We start from the raw sequence: 18420 nt of genomic DNA on the forward strand, positions 1-18420 counted from the left end.
GTGGTATGAATGACAACAAAGTCGAATGTCACTTTAAAGACGCTGGCGGTTATGAAGGCTTTTATCGATAAACAATCCGTATGGGGGGTTAATGAGCTTGCCCGTTATTTGGACTGCCCGGCCAGCTCTCTGCATCGAATTTTAAAGACGTTAAGGGAAGAGAACATCCTGCAGGTATTGCCGGAAACCAATAAATACACTATAGGCAATGAATGGGCAAGAATGTCGTCCGTGGTCAATGCGAATTTTGGCATTAAAGCGGTTGCGGAGCCTTCATTGAAGCGTCTGGCCCAGGAGCTCAATCAATCCGTATATTTGGCCATTTATCAAGAGCAGCATCAAAAGCTGTCTTTTATCCTCGGTATTCACAGCTCGAACGCGCTGCAGTACAGGCTGGAATTGGGCGTGCTGCAAGCCATTCATATCGGCGCCAGCGGCAAAGCAATTCTGTCGTTTTTGCCTGATGAAAGCATCAATAGCATACTGGAGCAGGAGCAGGTATCCCCCCAGGAGCGTGAACAGATATGGGCTCATATCCACGAGGTGCGCGAAAAGGGCTATTCCTATACATTCAGTGAACGGAAAAGCGAGTCGATCGGCATCGGAGCCCCTTTATTCGATGCAACCGGTTCGATTGTCGGCAGCATTATTTGCGCCATCCCGTTGAATTTGTACCAAGAAGAGCTTAAGGAAAGCATGATTCAGAACGTAGTGGAGACTGCGCGGGAAATTTCTTATCATCTCGGTCATAAGCTGTAGTATAAATACATGAAAAAGAGACATGCCTGATCGTCTGTCAGTGAGAGCACTGATGCGACGTATCTGCATGTCTTCTTTCACTTCAAGCAAGACCATTGGAATGTTTGTTAACTACTATGCAATATTCCGTTGCGGATTGCGGCTGCAAGGCCCTCGGGATTCTCCCAGGCCATGGAATGGCCTGCCTGCTTGACGACTTCGATATGTACATCATGGTTTGCCAGCTCCTGCATGTCGGGATCAGGCAGCGAGTTTTCACCAAAGATGAACGTTTTCGGACATTCCAGCGTATAAAGAATTTCTCTCCATGAAGGAGTCTGGCCCTCGACCGCTGACTTTGAAATCAGGTACGTTGCTTTGGGAGACCACACGGAAAGGCTGGCTGCCCATAATTGATTGGAGCTCTGCTGATTTTTCACAATCATATCCTTCCAGCCATGTTGAATATACTCCTGCATATCATACGCCGCAATGGCCTTGCTGATAAAGCCGCCACCGCTGTCCAAATTCGACTCGCTTAAAACAATTTTTTGCACACGCTCCCTGCACTTGTCCGCCAGAGAGAGGGCTACCGCTCCGCCAAGGCTATGGCCAAACAGAATGAATTTATCCAGATTCAGCCCTGAAATCATTTCCAGCAGATATTCTGCATGATCATTTACGGTGTAGCTGAAATGCTCCGGCTTGTCGCTGAAGCCTGCTCCGAGCAAATCGACGAGAATCCTTCTGTGATCGGCCAGATCCGGCTGAGCCGCAACCTGCGGGTAGTCAAACGATCCGGCGCAACCGAGCCCATGGATAAATAGAATTGGCGTCCCTTCGCCGGGAAAATCATGATATCGTACAAAACTGTTTAATTTCTTAAGTTCATATTCCTGCATGCTTTTATACTTCCCTTCCATAAAGTCGTTTCTTTGTTGGCTCTATTGGTTTTAACCCCGTTCGGCACAGTCATTATAGCACATATGTTCTTTTTTTTAGTGCAGAAAGATGGCGATTTAATCTCTTCTAAAGCCTGAAGCTATTGAGGATGGGCTTCTCGATATCACTGACAAAAGAGCTTGACGATGAGAATAAAGGCGTGTTACTCTCTGCTTAAAGGTTTAACCATGCATAATTCATGGAGATTAAACGTTTAATAAAGGAGGATTCATTGCAACCATTATCGAATGCCGTTAACGGAAAAGGCTGGTATCTTCGATATGATTCCGCTTTGATGATTTGTTTGCCGATGTCTGTCCAAGTCGGTTACATTGCGGTAAAATGGCTGGTTAGCGTCAACAATGTAAGCGCTGTCTTTTTTTGTTGCCCGATATACGGTCACTCGGTCTGATAAAGGACTGAGGGACAAAGGCAGAAGTGTGCAATGAGTCTTCATTCTCCCGAAAGGTGGTGCTGCCCGTCCAACTCAAGATTCGGGAAACGACAGCCAGATCAGCATTCATGTGAGAGCAAGATGAAAATGATCCGGGAGGAATCCAGAGTGTCGTATAGGAGAATGTGCATTGGGGTCTTTTTATTGGTTTTTATTCTTATGCTGGCAGGATGTGGGCCGCAGCGCAGCGTCGATCGTGTTGAAAGCGCAGGTCAATCCGGGACGGATGAAGACATGAAGCCGAAGCCTGCGGAGCTGACCATCTGGGCGGATGACAATGCCGAAAAGCTGGCAGCTTTGAAGGGGATAACAGCGAAATATACAGAGCAAACAGGCATTCCGGTGAATATTACGCCGATTGCCATGAACGATCAGCCGCAGGCACTGTCGCTTGACGGACCCGCGGGCAAGGGACCGGATCTTTTCTATCAGCCGGGTATTGGCAGCCTCTCCGTGCAAGGGCTTGTACAGCCGTTAAAGGTGAGCGAGGAGGACACAGCCAAGTTTACGAAGGAGACTTTGGAAGCGCTTAGCTATGACGGGAAGTTGTATGGATTGCCGTTTGTGGTTGAGACGTATGCCCTGCTGTATAACAAAGAGCTCGTTCCCGATGCTCCGAAGACCATCGCGGAGCTTGAGCAGCTTGCCGGAAAAATGACAAATGCGGGCAGCGACGAGTACGGTTTTCTGTATGACGCCACGAACTTTTATTATTCATGGGCATTTACGGGCGGAAGCGGCGGTTACATTTTTAAAGAAACGGATACCGGCTTTGACATCAATGATATAGGGCTTAATCAGGCAGGGTCTGTTAAAGGGCTGAGCCTTATTCAAAGCTGGTTCGAGAAGGGCTATTTGCCTAAAGGAGTGAACGGCGATATTGTCGGCGGCCTGTTCAATGAGGGCAAGGTAGGGGCGGTAATCAACGGACCATGGGCCATTACCGACCATAAGGCACAGCTGGGGGATAAGCTTGCCGTTGCGGCGCTGCCCGTCATGGAGGACGGTACCCATCCGCAGTCATTCATCGGCGTAAAAGGGTGGATGCTCTCTGCTTATTCCAAAAACCCGGAGTGGGCCACCGATCTGGCCGTATTTTTGACCAATGCGGAATCGTCCATGGCATGGTTTAAAGCGACAGGTGAAATGCCGGCTCATCTTGATGCCTTGAATGATCCTGTGCTCGTTAATGATCCGCTGGTCGCCGGCTTCTCGGAGCAAATACAATACGGAAAACCATTCCCGAATGTGGCGGAGCTGACGCATGTGTGGGACCCGATGGCGAATGCGCTTAAATTTGCGTCGGAAGGGGAAGACGTGCAGACTGTGCTTGATGAGGCCGTCGTCCAGATTCAAGACAAAATAAAAATGGCGGGCGCACAGTAGGCTTGGATCTGCAGAGATAAGTGAGGAATGAGATTCATGACGGTTGAAGAAGGTGAGGAGCTTGGCGGCAGGCCAATCTATAAAAAAGTCCAATCATTATCCGGCTTTATCTGCAGCGCTTTCTATCATACCCGGGCTTGGTCAGCTTTATAACCGCAGGTATGTAAAGGGGAGCCTGTTTCTTCTTTTGTCGGCGGCGGTTTTGTCAGGGCTGTACGACTTTTTGAACATCGGATTCTGGGGCATTTATACGTTGGGCACCATTCCTATGCTGGATGATTCCCGCACGCTGCTTGTACAGGGTTTGTTGTCTGTTATTCTGGCAGGGTTCATGGTCATTTTCTATGCTTACAATTTTATCGATGCTTATCGCGACGGACGGCAGCTGCAAAACGGCTTCACCATTCCCAGCCTGAAGGAAGGCTTTCACGCCGCATGGGACCGCGGTTTTCCTTATTACATGGTGCTGCCGGGTTTCTTCATATTGGCTTTCGTGGTTGTATTTCCGTTATTGTTCATGATTTGCCTTGCTTTTACGGATTACAATTTATACAATTCTCCGCCAGCCAAGCTTCTGAATTGGGTTGGATTTGATAATTTCAAAATTTTGTATACGGAAGAAATATGGCGCTCAAGCCTGCTGTCCGTTTTATCATGGACAGTGGTGTGGACGTTCGTCGCAACGACGCTGCAAATCGCCGTCGCCATGCTGTTGGCCGTCATGGTAAATGACGCCCGGGTCAAGTTCAAGAGGCTGATCCGCACTGTGTTTATTCTCCCCTGGGCTGTTCCCTCCTTCGTGACCATTCTAATCTTTGCAGCGATGTTCAACGACGACTTTGGCGCAGTCAATCGGGAGCTGCTGGCACCGCTCGGTGTGCAAATTCCGTGGATGTCCGATCCAGTGTGGGCGAAGGTCACGATCATCATGATCCAGGTGTGGTTAGGCTTTCCGTTCGTCTTTGCGCTGTTTAGCGGCGTGCTGCAAAGCATATCGCAAGACTGGTATGAAGCGGCAGATGTGGACGGCGGCAGCCGGTGGAATAAGTTCAGATTTATTACTTTGCCCCATGTGCTGTATGCGACCGGGCCGCTGCTCATTATGCAGTATGCGGGTAACTTTAACAATTTCAACATCATCTATTTGTTTAATCAGGGCGGACCCCCGGTTCGTAACCAGACGGCAGGCGGAACAGACATCCTGATTTCGTGGGTGTATAAGCTTACCTTTGAAAATAACAATTACAAAATGGCGGCGGCAATTTCGATTATTATGGGCCTCGTTGTGACCATCTTTGCGTTCTTTCAATTCAGCCGCAGCCGGTCGGCCCGGGAGGAGAGGATGTTCTGATGAGCAGAAAGGCCAAAAACCGCCTGGAATTAACGCTGATTTACAGCGTGGTGCTGATCATGTTTATGGTCATTGCGTACCCTCTGCTGTGGACGATGAGCATCTCGCTGAATCCCGGGACCAGCTTGTTCAGCTCAAGCATTGTACCGGAGCGATGGTCCTTTATTCATTATGAGTGGCTGTTTGCGAATCCGCAGAGCGATTACCTGTTGTGGTATAAAAATACGCTTTTTGTGGCAGCTGTCACGTCGGTCGTATCCGTTCTTGTCGTTTCCTTTGTGGCATTCGCTTTTTCCCGGTATGATTTTGTGGGCCGAAAATATGGCATTTACTCGTTCCTGCTGCTGCAGATGTTTCCTGTACTGATGGGCATGGTCGCCATTTATTTGCTGCTGAACGTAGTCGGGCTGCTGGATTCCCTGTGGGGCCTCGTTGTCATCTATATCGGCGGCGGGCTTCCCATGAATGCGTTTTTGGTCAAAGGTTATCTGGATACCATTCCGAGGGATCTTGACGAGTCGGCCAAAATGGACGGTGCCGGACATTTCAGAATTTTCTTTCAAATTCTGCTGCCGCTTACAAAGCCAATCCTTGCGGTGGTCGCACTGTTTAACTTTATGGCACCGTTCATGGACTTTCTGCTGCCACGCATCATTTTGCGCAGCCCGGAGAAATTTACGCTGGCCCTCGGTTTGTTTAATTTTATCAACGACAAATTCGCCAATAACTTTACCCGTTTTGCGGCAGGCGCCATTTTAATTGCAGTACCCATCGCCATTGTCTTTCTGTTCCTGCAGCGGTATTTGATTACAGGTCTCGCAGATGGTGCGACGAAAGGGTAGCGTTAGAAGCACCAGATTGAAACTCGAGTGTATCCTTCGGGAGGGGACGAAATGAAGAGAAGATCTGGTTTGAAAGCAAGAGGATTGCTGCTGTTCATGGTTGGCTGTATGATATTGACGCTCGTGGCGCTGCCGCACCCGGCATATGCTGCCGTTTCCTATGAAGCCGAGGAGGCCTCTTTGTCGGGTGGCGCGGTGGCGGAATCCAATCATGCCGGGTATTCGGGCTCCGGCTTTGTCGGCGGCTTCACTGACAGCAACAAGGGCTCCGCTTCCGTCAGCTTTACAGTGGAATTGTCCGCAGCTGGCACCAGGGATGTAACACTTCGTTATGCCAACGGGACAGGATCTGCCATGACGCTCAGCCTTTACGTCAACGGAGTGAAGACGGGGCAAACGCAGCTGCCACCCACACCGTCCTGGGATGAATGGGGGACGAAGGCCGAGAGGGTGACGCTTCATGAAGGCAGCAATACGGTGCAATATCGCTTCGATCCGACAGATACAGGCAACGTGAATCTGGATCATATCGTTGTCGGGGAGCCGCTTTCCGAGCCGGAGCCCGAACCTGAGCCGAATCCTGATTCACCGGACGTGTATCAAGCGGCGGAGCAGTTTTTTTCCGGCGGAGCAGTCAAAACGGGAAATGTGCTGCACAATTTTGACGCTGCAGGTGCCCGGGTTATTTTTACGGTCAATTTGTCATCCGGGGGAAATAAAAACGTGACTTTGCGTTATGCCAAGAGTACCAGTGGAACCGGAACCATGAACATATATGTGAACGGTGTTTACACGACGACAGCCTCGCTTGCTTCCACTGGCGGAACGGATGTCTGGGCAAATCAAACGGAGACGCTTCCACTTCGCAAAGGCTTAAACACCATAGGGTACGAGACAAGCGGCGGGGCGATGAGCGGTGTCACCATCGACTCATTGACTATTGAGAATGGCATTGCGCTTGCAAGCCGGGGGGCGACCCTGTCATACCGGGAGCTGGAGGCGGAAAAGGGGACGACAAATGCACAGGTGCTGGCACCTTCCCGTGAGTATCTGACGGTCGAAGCCGAATCCTCCGGACGAAGCGCGGTAAAGCTGTCATCTACAGGCCATTACGTGCAATGGACCGCACCAGAAGCGGCGAATTCCCTGATTGTCCGTTACAGCATGCCGGATGCTCCTGGCGGTGGAGGAACGGAGGGAACGCTTAGCTTGTATGTGAACGGGGTCAAGCAGCGAACCTTGAACCTGAGCTCCAAGTTCGCCTGGACGTACGGTGCTTATCCTTATAATGACAATCCCGCGAACGGCGGTGCGCACCATTTTTATGATGAAAGCCGCTTTCCGGTGGGGAACATTCCGGCCGGAGCAACAGTAAGGCTGCAAAAGGACGCAGGGGATACAGCCGCTTATTATACGATCGATTTGATTAATCTGGAGCAGGTGGAGCCAGCATACACCATGCCGGCGAATTTCGTGAGCATCACCGATTTCGGTGCGGTTGCGAATGATCTTAACGACGATACGCAGGCACTGCGCGAAGCGATACAAAATGCCAAATCGACGGGCAAAGCCGGTGTCTGGATTCCGGCCGGCACATTCCGCATGAACGACAGAGTGAACGTTGATAACGTGCACATTCGCGGAGCGGGCATGTGGCATACGACGCTGCAGGGAACCAACGGCAAAGGGGGCTTCTATGGTACAGGCGGGAATGTGCGGATTGCCGATCTGTCGATCTTCGGCGATTCGCTCTTCCGGAACGACGTCGCGGATCACGCCGGGATCGAGGGCAACTTCGGCACGGGTTCGCTTATTCAGAATGTCTGGATCGAGCATATGAAGGTCGGGTTCTGGCTGCAGAGCGGTACTGACGGCTTGTACATTGCAGGCGGACGTGTGCGGAATACATGGGCAGACGGCGTCAACTTCCACGGCGGGGTGAAAAATACGACAATCAGCCACTTCAACGTACGCAATACAGGAGATGACGCCTTCGCGATGTGGTCGGACGGTACGCCGAACGAGAACAATGCGTTCCGGTATAATACGGCGCAGATTCCGGTTTTGGCCAACACGTTTGCCGTATATGGCGGAAAAGCCAACAAAGTATGGGATAACATTGCCGCGGATACCGTGACCGCTTCGGCAGGAATTGCCGTGAGCACCCGTTTTAACGCCGTACCGTTCAGCGGAACGACGGAGGTCAAACGCAATACGCTGCTTCGCACCGGCGGCTATGAGCCGAATTGGAACACAAGCTTCGGTGGGTTATGGATTTATGCAGAGAATCAAAATATTACATCACCGATTGTGATCGAACAGGTGGATATCCTGGACAGTACCTTTGAAGGCATCAAGTTCAGCTTTAATCAGCAAATCAGCGGCATTGTGCTGGATGGTGTAAACATTGATGGAGCAGGAACGTATGGCATTTATTTTGACGGGGTCACAGGTTCGGGATCGTTCTCGAACGTTGTTGTAAAAGACGCTGCTTCGGGTGGTCTTTACAATCCCAATAATGCTTTTCAGATTGTTAGAGGCTCCGGAAACAGTGGCTGGTAAATTCATGGCCGATCTGCGTGCAAGCGGGTTGGCCAGTTGAACAAAAATGTGACTGAGGATTGCCTTTGCGTCTGTGCAAGACGGACGCTTGGGCCGGCTTTCCGTATTGGGATGGCCTGGGCTATAATGTGAAAAAACGTTTCATTCAAAGAGAGCGGTGTCTATATGAAGCAAGAAGTCAGCATCGTAGATGTAGCCAAGGAAGCAGGGGTCTCCATCGCCACCGTATCCAATGTCGTGAATGGCAAAGGCCGGGTATCGATGAGTACGATAAAGAAGGTTCAAAGAGTGATCGAAGAGCTTGGCTATACGCCCAATTTGCCTGCCCGGAATTTGAAGACACGGAGAACAGACCTGATCGGTCTGGTTGTGCCCACCATGAAGCCGGGGCGACTGCAGGACAACCCGTTTTACTGGGATCTGCTGGCTGGTGTGGAGGAGGGGGCGCGTGACCGAAAATTTCATATTATTTTGACCGGCATCGATGAAAGCACGGAGACGTTCGCATTCGTGAAGGAGCGAAGACTTGATGGCTTGATCATTGTGGGTATTAACGAGAGATCACAGGCGATCGACCGGGTTATGGAGCTCGGTGTGCCTGCTGTCTTTATAGACAGCTATCTGCAGGACAGCGAATTCTATCAAGTCAATCTCGATGATCGCATGGGCAGCTATCGTGCAACGTCTTATCTGATTGCTCAAGGTCATCGAAGGATTGCGTTATTAATCGGTGACATTCCCATGGAGCGGATTGCCAACTATGGCGTGCTGCATGAGCGTTGGCTCGGATATAAGGATGCATTGGAGGAAGCAGGCATTCCGTATGATCCTCAGTTAATGATTAAGCTGCCGACCTCCCTGGAGGGAGGTTATCAAGCGGCGAACAGACTTGTGGAGCTGACGGACGTCACTGCAATTTTCTCTTTTTCCGATGTGAGCGCAATGGGAGTGCTTAGGAGCCTGAAGGAAAAAAATAAAAGTGTACCCGGCGAGTATTCCGTGATCGGTTTCGATAATTTATTTATGTCCGAATATACCTCTCCATCGCTGACGACCGTTTCGCAAAACATATTGGAAAAGGGACATACGGCGGTTCGCATGCTTCTTGATCAAATTGACGGTCAGCCGATCGCAGAGCGACGCAAGACACTGCCCGTTGATTTGATCGTGCGCGAGACAACCGGGCGAGGGCCATTCTTTTGAGCCTTCAACATGGCTAATGCTCCCCTTTTTGATTAGAAAATTTGGCAGACAAAAGATGATCTCATCCTTCGCTGAATTGTGAGTTTTGAGATCATCTTTTGTTTTTTTCTTTGATACATGCTATGGACCCCACTTTACAATTTCCATTTTATTGTATTTTACGTGATTTTTATGTAAATTTTTGTAGGGAATTACTCCACTGGATCCACAGGGCGGTGAATTGGGCATGCCGATGTGATCGTCTGGAGATGTGTTTAGCTAAAGGAGCGTGAGGGATTTCTTCTTTAGTCATTCCATTTACATGAATTCGCATTTCGAAAAAAATTATTCATACGCTTCTCCCCCCGCCTGAAGCCGACTTCTTTCTAAAGCTTAGACTCTTAGCGAGCCACGAAAACCCCTTGCAGCATAGTAGGAATCAGCTCCATTGTGGTACACGAAGACTGTGTCGTAGCGACGATCACAAAAGAGAGCCCCGCCGAGTTTTCTAATATTAGCAGGTGTTTTCACCCAGCTTGATGTTTTCATATCGAAATTCCCAAGCTCTTGCAGCCCCCGGTATTGTTCTTCCGTTAAAAGCTCAATGCCCATGGCAGCAGCCATATCCATAGCGTTATTTTCCGGTTTATGTGCTTTCCTTGACTCCAGCGCTTCACGGTCGTAACAAACACTTCTGCGGCCTTTGGGACTTTCCGTTGAACAATCATAGAAAATGTATTCATCCGTCTCTTCATCATGACCAACAACATCCGGTTCACCGCCGGTTAATTCCATTTCATTGAGTGACCATAATTTTTCAGAGTTAGCTTCGAGTTTTGCTTGAACTTCGGCCCATTCCATGCCTGTATGGCGGTTTACGTTTTTCTCAAATCTGGCTTTCAATGTTCCAAGCAGTTCTTCACGTTGATCTGGTGACAGATCCTTTTTGATACCGGTTTCATTACTCTTTGTCATGGTAGATTCCCCCTCATATCATATGTTTTACTCCATTGGCGTTAAACTTTATATTTCCATTATAACCACGGGAATCCAACTCAACAAACCTTGATACTCGTAATATTAACTTAGAAAAAGGAGTAGAGAGCATCTTCAAAATCTTCGTAATCTTCATCAGTAATAACCTAGGAATAATATGGTAATTTATAATTGTTAACAGTTTTTTTGGTATCCGTTGATTTTGATAGTAAGAAGGGCGGCGGAATAATGGATCTGTACATCTCAAATGAATTAAACAATGCTGACAAAAACTGAGCTTTCAAGCTTCCCCATGTCAATATTTTAAAAGCGTTTCCCCAGGTCAGCGGTCATGAAAAAGTCTCGATATCCTCCTCAATGGCAGCAGGATGGGCCCATGTCCTTAAATTTGTGGTATTTACTGACCATTGATTTTAGAAAGTGAACTTGTCAAAATAGAAACACTGCCACTTATGACGAGTTTGTAACCTTTTTTAGTATTTTTCGCGATAGGAAAGGAGCTCAAATGCAGCAAGAAGAAATCCGCCCCGGACAGGACGAACGGAGCACGAGGAAGACTAGCGGTTCGGCAAGGACGCTGGCTCTTCGTCTAATTGAGTTGTGCGGAGGAACGGCCAATGTGATCGAATGCTTGCACTGCACGACACGCCTTCGTTTCAGGGTGAAGGACAGCCGCCTCGTCGATGAGCCCGGTCTTAACGCTGCAGAAGCGGTACTGGAGGTACTTGTTCGAGGTGGCCAGTTGCACATTATCCTAGACCCGTCTGTTGTCTTTAAAGTGCATCGCCATATCGTCAGCACACTTCAGAGCGGCGAACCGCTGATAAAGACGGAAAAGGAACAGAGCCTTTCACCTGTTCCGGCGGCGCTGCCGAGCAGTCTGAGCGCCCCTGCACGGACATCCGATGCAGGAAGGGTGTTGGGAGACCGCGGGCTGCTAAACCGATTCATGGCTGCAGCTCTCGTTTTTTCTGATATTGTCGTCCCCATCATTCCGCTCTTTATCGGGGCCGGGCTGATGCTTGGCCTGTTTAACCTGATGGGCGTTATGGGTTGGAATGACCCGGACAGCGTCCGGTTTCGGGCCCTGTCGTTATTGACCGGTTCAGCCTTTCAAATCATAGCCGTCATGTTCGGTTATCACACGGCCAGACGGTTCGGGGGCACTCCGGCGCTGGGGGCCGTAATCGGCATCGTCATGACATATCCCGGTTTTCTCCGTTTTACCGGTTTTGGAGGGAATGGGCCGGATCCTCAATCTTTTCTGATTGCACCGCAATTCGGATATCAGGGAGCGGTGATTCCAACGATTCTTGCGGTCATGCTGCTGGCTTTGATCGAGAAGGGGCTGCGCCGGATCATACCTTCGTCCGGAGCGGCTCTCATCATCCCTTTTCTGTGTTTTGTCTTGGCGGGCAGCCTTGCCGTTCTGGTCATTGACCCCCTTACGTCCCGCTTGGGTGCCTTTCTCAGCAGCTCGCTGGAGCAGGTGTTCACCTGCGGCGGCACGGTTTTTGGCTTGCTGCTCGGCGGGATTTACAGCACCATTGTGATCACTGGATTGCACCAGGGTATTCAGGCCGTGGAAATCGGGCTGATTTCCAATCCGGACATCGGTGTCAACTTTCTGCTCCCGATCTGGTCCATGGCGAATATCGCACAGGCCGGTGCCGGGCTTGCCGTATATGCCCGAACTCGGGATATGGCTTTGAGGAAAGTCGCGCTTCCCGCTTCCATCACTGCGTTATTCGGGATCACCGAGCCGGTTACCTTCGGCGTTAATTTGAAGCTTGGACGCCCCTTTCTGGGAGCTGCGGCCGGGGGCGCCGCTGGAGGAGGCTATGTGGCATTTCACCAGGTGGTGGCCAATTCGTTCGGGTTAACCGGAATTCCCATGATTGCCTTTGCCGTGCAGCCCGGAGGGATGAATCTGGTCCATTATCTGACCGGATTTTTGATCGCCTTGGCGACCGCTTTTGCGGTCACCTGGTTTTTGAGCGGAGAGAAACCCGCTCAAGACACTACCTCAGTAAACCTCCCGCAGGTACAGGGATAGGAGAATGAGATGAAAATCAAGAAGATACTTAACAATAATGCAGCCGTCGTCAATGATCATGGAGAAGAGAAGATCGTCATTGGGTCCGCCATTGCTTTTCAGAAAGGAAAAAACGACATCATCGATCCGACTCAAATCGAAAAGGTATTTGTGATGGAGGATCCCGCTCAATACAGCCACCTGCAGGAAATGCTGCGGACCCTGCCGGAAGAGGAAATTGCCGTATCCCAGGAAATCATCGCATTTGCCGAACGTGAGCTGGGTGTAACGTTTCAGGAGCATATTCATATCGCGCTGACCGATCACCTCTCATTCGCGCTGGAGCGGATTGGTAAAGGAATGTCTATCCGGAACACACTCCTCGAGGAAATCCGCATTCTTTATCCGCGGGAGTTTCAAATCGGGCTCCAGGCGAAACATATGATCCGTGAGAGACTGCAGGTGATTATTCCGGAGGATGAGGTGGGCTACATCGCCATGCACATCCATACCGCCTGGAAAAACGCCGGCAGCCGCAGCAAGGGACAGGAGAAAACCGCCATGATCCGCGATATTGCCGAAGGTGTGGGACAAGCCGCGGGAGTTGTGCTGGATCGGCGTTCCGCCAATTATGAGCGGCTGCTGACACAGCTTGAAAATATGCTGCAAACGGACGAGTCGGGTCATCTCCATAATGAGCTGAACGCGGAGCTTGTGATCATCGCCAAGAAAAATTTTGCCGAAGCCTATGCACAAGCCCGCAGGATCGGTGATCTGGTGGAAGAAGATTACGGATACCTTTTCACTGACAGCCAATTGGTGGTCATCGCCATGGAAATCAACCGGGTAAGCTCCCGGCTCGGCATGCTCCAATCATGATCCGTAAGACCCTTTTATTTTGTGAAACAAGAGGATTTAGTTCAGCTTATGGTATGAATCCACGAAAAAAAGCGCCTTTAGTCTCGCTGTAATTCAGGAGTTTCGGTCTATACCCAAATCCCGTTAAAACAGTATAGAATGTCCGTGACAACAAAATTATGTGGGATTGTTACTGCTTAAGCAGGCAAGGCCTAAAAATCCATTAGGGACGGCTATCACCGTCGACTAAGGGCATTTTTAGGTCTTTTTCTGTTTACCGGAACAACATCCCACGCAAAAAAAGGAGCAGGAATATGAATTTCAGAAAAGTCGCAAGAAAAGCAACAGCAGTAACCTTTGCAACAGCTTTGTTGGCAGGCGGGGGAGCTTCGGCTTTGGCCAAAGACAGCCAGGAATACAAAGAAAGCTACGGCATTTCCCATATTACACGCCTTGATGCCTTGAAAATTCCGGAACAGCAAACCAAGGAACAATTCAAGATCCCCCAGTTCGATGCCTCAACCATCCGCAACATTCCTTCCGCAAAAGGAATCGGTGATTACGGCACCTCCATCGATTTGGACGTTTGGGATACCTGGCCGCTGCAAAACGCGGACGGAACCGTAGCCACTTATAATGGCTATCAAGTCGTGTTCGGCCTGGCCGGCGACCCGAACAAGAGCTGGGATACGTTTATCTATATGTTTTATAAGAAGCCTGGCGACAACTCGATCGAGGCCTGGAAAAATGCGGGTCGGGTATTCAAAAACAGTGACAAGGACGTTCCCAACGATCCGATCTTGAACAATCAGTCAGAGGAATGGTCCGGTTCTGCTACGCTTACTTCCGACGGTAAAATGCGCCTGTTCTACACCAACCGTCAGCCCTGGGACCCGGCAAACGGATTTTACGGCAAGCAGACTTTGACAACCGCCCAAATCAATGTATCAGAGCCGCAAGACGGTACGCTCAAGGTGGACGGAGTTGAAGATTTCAAATCGATCTTCGATGGGGACGGCAAAATGTATCAAACCGTTGACCAGGCTTTTAGCGGTGGAGACTATTCCGACAACCATACTTTGAGAGATCCTCATTACGTGGAAGACAATGGCCACAAATACCTTGTATTCGAAGCAAACACCGGAACGGAAACAGGTTATCAAGGCGAGGATTCCTTTAATAACAAAGCCTATTATGAGGGCAGCGAGAAATTCTTTGAATCCGAAAGACAAAAATTGCAGCAAAGCCCTGACAAAAAAACAGCCTCACTGGCCAATGGCGCATTGGGGATTATCGAACTGAATGACGACTATACGTTGAAGCAGGTTATGAAGCCACTGATTGCCTCGAATACCGTAACGGACGAAATCGAACGAGCAAATGTCTTTAAAATGAACGGAAAATGGTATCTGTTCACGGATACGAGAGGATCCAAAATGATCGTGGACGGCATCGATAAAGAAGATATCTATATGCTGGGATACGTCTCCAATTCGCTGACAGGGCCTTACAAGCCACTGAACGGAACCGGACTTGTGCTTCATCAGGACCTGAATCCCAATGATATTACCTGGACGTACGCTCACTTTGCGATCCCGCAGGTGCAAGGCAACAACGTGGTTATCACCAGCTATATGACCAACAGAGGTTTGTTCAAGGACCACCATTCTACCTTTGCGCCAAGCTTCCTGGTGAACATCAAGGGCTCCAAAACTTCAGTCGTGCAAAACAGCATCCTTGCGCAAGGCCAATTGACCGTTGACTAATCATTTTCTTTTCTCATGAATAAAACAAAAAAGGCAATCATCATGTCCGCGGCAGGTTGCTGTCTGATGGTACTAGCCTTGGCGATCCAATATCCCGTCATAAGCAAAACGGTGGAGAAGCTTCCGAGGGAAGCTTCTCCACCGCCAAACTATCGGGCGGCTTATCATTTTACAACGCCCGACAAATGGAAAAACGATCCCCAGCGGCCGCTTTATCTGGACGGCAAATATCACTATTATTATCTTTACAACCGTGATTACCCGAAAGGGAACGGTACGGAATGGCGGCAGGCAACATCGGTGGACCTCGTACACTGGACGGATGAGGGGGTGGCCATCCCCAAATATACGAACCGGAACGGGGACCCCTGGTCCGGCTCGGTTGTGGTGGATCAGGCGGGGACGGCCGGCTTCGGCAAAGGGGCCTTGGTCGCGATCGTAACGCAGCCCTCCGCAGACGGGGGCAAACAGGAACAGTATTTATGGTACAGCACCAATCGGGGCAAGACGTTTAGATCATACAGTAATGTCCCAGTCCTGCCGAACCCCGGAACCCGGGATTTCAGAGACCCCAAGGTCATTTGGGATGACCGGTCCCATAAATGGATCATGGCTTTAGCGGAGGGGACGAAGATCGGGTTTTACGAATCCGCCAATCTGAAAAATTGGCATTATACCGGAGGTTTTGACACCGGGGACAACGGGATTGTGGAATGTCCCGAGCTTTACGTGCTGCGGGCGGATGACGGAACCCGCAAGTGGGTGCTTGGCGCCAGCGCAAACGGCCAAGCGTCGGGAAACCCCAGCACCTATGCTTATTGGACGGGGAATTTCAACGGACGGGAATTTAATCCGGATCATCCCGAGCCGCAATGGCTGGACCATGGATTCGATTGGTACGGAGGCGTTACATTCGAGGATGGGAGCAGCAGCGATAAAACCGGTCACCGTTTCGCATTGGCCTGGATGAACAACTGGGCCTATGCCGATAACACACCGACGCTGCGGGAAGGCTTCAACGGTATGGATTCGATTGTCCGCCGAATTGAACTTAAACGATCGGGAGTTGACACCTACCGCCTGGTGTCCAAGCCGATCAATGCCTTGAATCAGAAGGTCGTTGCGACGGATGTTTTTGAGCGTATCGATGTAACGGGCTCTTATACGCTTCCTGTGCAGGGTGATTCCTACCAGATTGAAGCCGATATTTCCTGGTCTGACATCACGAATGCAGGATTCAGGCTCCGGGAATCAACCGGGAAGAGCCGGCATGCCGACGTCGGGGTTTATGTGAAAGGGGGGTACACTTATGTGAGCAGGGCCCTTACGGGGCATCCGGACAAAAGCGGAACAAGGCTGGAAAGCCGGGCCTCGTTTGACCCTGGCAGGAAGAATATCCATCTGAACATTCTGGTGGATAAGCTGAGTGTTGAGGTCTTCGTTGACGACGGCTCGGTGGTGTTCTCCAATGTCATTTTCCCGGATTGGAAGGACCGGGGAATTACTCTGTACTCTGACGGCGGCACCGCCATCTTTAGAAACGTCGTTATCAAACATTTCAAATAAACGAATAGCCGGAGAAGCATATCAAAGAACCGCAACTGGCCTCAGCGCTCAGTTGCGGTTTTTCTCACAGGTGTCCCCTGGGCTGTATGCATTTTCTTGATGATTTAAAAAGTAGTCATAAGTTAAGCCATTGCCTCCGGCATTAATAACTTCGCTGCAACTTTACCTCCAATCTAATACCCTAAAACGAAGTAAGGGGTTTGTAATCCCTTGCTTTTTTTGTGTAAAATTTTCGAAAAAGAGAGGTTTTATATGAAATCATCAAGGATTTTGGTCCGCAGGATGGGTGTTTGCTCAATGTTAAACTATGTCTATTTGGAGTTCGATTATTTCCTTCTGCCGATATACAACAAATGAGACGATATTCCCAAGACGGAAGGGTCCTTAGCGAGTTCAATAAGTAAGTTCATCAGACTCTGCGACTCGCCTTTTTCTTCCCAAGACTGCCTTTGTTCATTACTTATTAACCCACCAATACTAGAAGAACCAATCAAATCAACGGTTTCAAATCCTTGGCTTTCCATAAAGGGCTTAATATCATTAATGTTGAAGTAATAAGCTCCTGTAAATCGTCCCTTATCTACGTGGTTAAAAATCCCAGTATCGCGGAATTCTTTTATTGAATCCATAGTGTCATTGGGTTTCCAGTGCTGTGGAAATTGCAAGGAAGTTATTGTCATTCTCATCCTGCTTTGAAAAGCGACAAAAATAATGCCATCCTTTTTTGTAACGCGAAACAACTCTCTTACAGCATTTATCCGTTCTTCTTCCCTTTGTAAGTGGTAAAGAGGTCCTAACATCAAAGTAGCATCAAACACCTCATTGGGTAATCCGTCCAAATTTATAGCATTTAACACATGAAAGCCGTTGAAGTGTTCCGTTAAGCCCAGTTCGCTTGCCTTCTCCTTAGCAATTTCAACTAGTCTAGGTGTTAAGTCAGAAAGAGTTACATTAAATCCTAACTTCGCTAACTCCATTGAATATTTCCCGGGTCCTGCACCATTGTCAAATACATTACCATGGGGGGGTAAATATTTTTTAATGTAGTGCCAGTTAGTGATAAACTCTAGCGGTTCCCGATCCAACCTACCCCACTCGTCAAAAAGGGAATAATAATCAATAACGTTTTCCATCTGATAACACCTGCCTTAAATATTTCATAAGGCACTACGCCGTAGGTCATAAAAATACTGCACGATTGGATGCTTTAACTTCATCTTCTCGGACATGTTTAAAATCCGCTTTTTTCCAACTCTTCGGTCCACCAATGCCAGAATATTCAACAAGATATCATTGCTCTCTATGCTTTCCTCTACAGAGGTAGATAAAAACTTATTGGCCACTACGATAAAATTTGATTTACTTAATGAGGCCTGTGCTGACAAAAGCTCTTTTGCAAGTCCTGAACTTTTTCTGCTTCTGGCAATGACTATTAAACGATCCTCCGGCACTGTCCCCTTGGTATCTTTTTTGACCGCTTCAATGTCGTCATTGGTGATAGGAATTTGAATATCTGGATCATTCTTGATTTCCAGCTCCGTCTGATACCATCTGATGGAGCTGGTTTTATCACTCATATTGAGTACGTTCTTTTTATCTACCGAAATATAACAAATACCTGATTTATCAGGTAAATAACGGTAACCTGGTGCGCTGTATTCGACCCTTTCATTTAACGCGGGGCTGAGAAAGCTCTCCAGTTGTTGCTTCAATTTGCTCCAGGACATATAATCCCCCTAAGT

General features: G+C 49.1%; 14 protein-coding genes. 10 read left to right on the forward strand and 4 right to left on the reverse strand.

Annotation, left to right across the window (positions count from 1 at the left end; all coding sequences use genetic code 11):
* Positions 1 to 9: 9 nt before the first annotated feature.
* Entirely contained in the window at positions 10 to 759 is a 750-nt protein-coding gene (locus ACE5KN_RS06285; RefSeq protein ID WP_375524505.1) for an IclR family transcriptional regulator, read from the forward strand.
* A gap of 107 nt (positions 760 to 866) precedes the next feature.
* Here the strand turns inward: ACE5KN_RS06285 and ACE5KN_RS06290 are convergent, their stop codons facing one another.
* Positions 867 to 1640: an alpha/beta fold hydrolase gene (locus ACE5KN_RS06290; RefSeq protein ID WP_375524506.1), complete on the reverse strand. Its 774-nt coding sequence runs from the start codon at positions 1638 to 1640 to the stop codon at positions 867 to 869.
* Between the two features lie 602 nt (positions 1641 to 2242).
* Between ACE5KN_RS06290 and ACE5KN_RS06295 the strand changes: the two genes are divergently transcribed.
* From ACE5KN_RS06295 to ACE5KN_RS06315, 5 genes are all read left to right on the forward strand, one after another.
* Positions 2243 to 3520, forward strand: a complete 1278-nt coding sequence (locus ACE5KN_RS06295) for an extracellular solute-binding protein (protein ID WP_375524507.1) — start codon at positions 2243 to 2245, stop codon at positions 3518 to 3520.
* A gap of 43 nt (positions 3521 to 3563) precedes the next feature.
* Positions 3564 to 4871, forward strand: coding sequence for a carbohydrate ABC transporter permease (locus ACE5KN_RS06300; protein WP_375524508.1), 1308 nt, complete (start codon positions 3564 to 3566; stop codon positions 4869 to 4871).
* Positions 4871 to 5713: a sugar ABC transporter permease gene (locus ACE5KN_RS06305; RefSeq protein ID WP_375524509.1), complete on the forward strand. Its 843-nt coding sequence runs from the start codon at positions 4871 to 4873 to the stop codon at positions 5711 to 5713. Before ACE5KN_RS06300 ends, ACE5KN_RS06305 begins: the two co-directional genes overlap by 1 nt.
* A 51-nt stretch (positions 5714 to 5764) precedes the next feature.
* Positions 5765 to 8275, forward strand: coding sequence for a carbohydrate-binding protein (locus tag ACE5KN_RS06310; protein ID WP_375524510.1), 2511 nt, complete (start codon positions 5765 to 5767; stop codon positions 8273 to 8275).
* A 165-nt stretch (positions 8276 to 8440) separates the two neighbouring features.
* Positions 8441 to 9478: a LacI family DNA-binding transcriptional regulator gene (locus ACE5KN_RS06315; protein ID WP_375524511.1), complete on the forward strand. Its 1038-nt coding sequence runs from the start codon at positions 8441 to 8443 to the stop codon at positions 9476 to 9478.
* 372 nt (positions 9479 to 9850) lie between these two features.
* Here the strand turns inward: ACE5KN_RS06315 and ACE5KN_RS06320 are convergent, their stop codons facing one another.
* Positions 9851 to 10432 carry a DUF4256 domain-containing protein gene (locus tag ACE5KN_RS06320; protein WP_375524512.1) on the reverse strand — a complete coding sequence of 194 codons (582 nt, stop codon included), beginning with the start codon at positions 10430 to 10432 and terminating at the stop codon, positions 9851 to 9853.
* A gap of 526 nt (positions 10433 to 10958) precedes the next feature.
* Between ACE5KN_RS06320 and ACE5KN_RS06325 the strand changes: the two genes are divergently transcribed.
* From ACE5KN_RS06325 to levB, 4 genes are all read left to right on the forward strand, one after another.
* Positions 10959 to 12509 carry a PTS transporter subunit EIIC gene (locus tag ACE5KN_RS06325; RefSeq protein WP_375524513.1) on the forward strand — a complete coding sequence of 517 codons (1551 nt, stop codon included), beginning with the start codon at positions 10959 to 10961 and terminating at the stop codon, positions 12507 to 12509.
* A gap of 9 nt (positions 12510 to 12518) precedes the next feature.
* A complete protein-coding gene (locus ACE5KN_RS06330; protein WP_375524514.1) occupies positions 12519 to 13367 on the forward strand; it encodes a PRD domain-containing protein in 849 nt (282 codons plus the stop codon).
* A gap of 293 nt (positions 13368 to 13660) precedes the next feature.
* Positions 13661 to 15112, forward strand: coding sequence for a levansucrase (sacB, locus tag ACE5KN_RS06335; RefSeq protein WP_375524515.1), 1452 nt, complete (start codon positions 13661 to 13663; stop codon positions 15110 to 15112).
* A 15-nt stretch (positions 15113 to 15127) separates the two neighbouring features.
* Entirely contained in the window at positions 15128 to 16678 is a 1551-nt protein-coding gene (levB, locus tag ACE5KN_RS06340) for a 2,6-beta-fructan 6-levanbiohydrolase (protein WP_375524516.1), read from the forward strand.
* 326 nt (positions 16679 to 17004) lie between these two features.
* Here levB and ACE5KN_RS06345 read toward each other — a convergent pair whose 3' ends face one another.
* The gene (locus ACE5KN_RS06345) at positions 17005 to 17811 is read right to left on the reverse strand and encodes a class I SAM-dependent methyltransferase (protein WP_375524517.1); all 807 of its coding nucleotides are present in this window, start codon (positions 17809 to 17811) and stop codon (positions 17005 to 17007) included.
* A gap of 24 nt (positions 17812 to 17835) precedes the next feature.
* Positions 17836 to 18405, reverse strand: a complete 570-nt coding sequence (locus tag ACE5KN_RS06350; protein ID WP_375524518.1) for an SF0329 family protein — start codon at positions 18403 to 18405, stop codon at positions 17836 to 17838.
* Positions 18406 to 18420: the final 15 nt, after the last annotated feature.

It is taken from the genome of Paenibacillus terreus, assembly GCF_042138595.1.
Taxonomy (GTDB): domain Bacteria; phylum Bacillota; class Bacilli; order Paenibacillales; family Paenibacillaceae; genus Paenibacillus; species Paenibacillus terreus.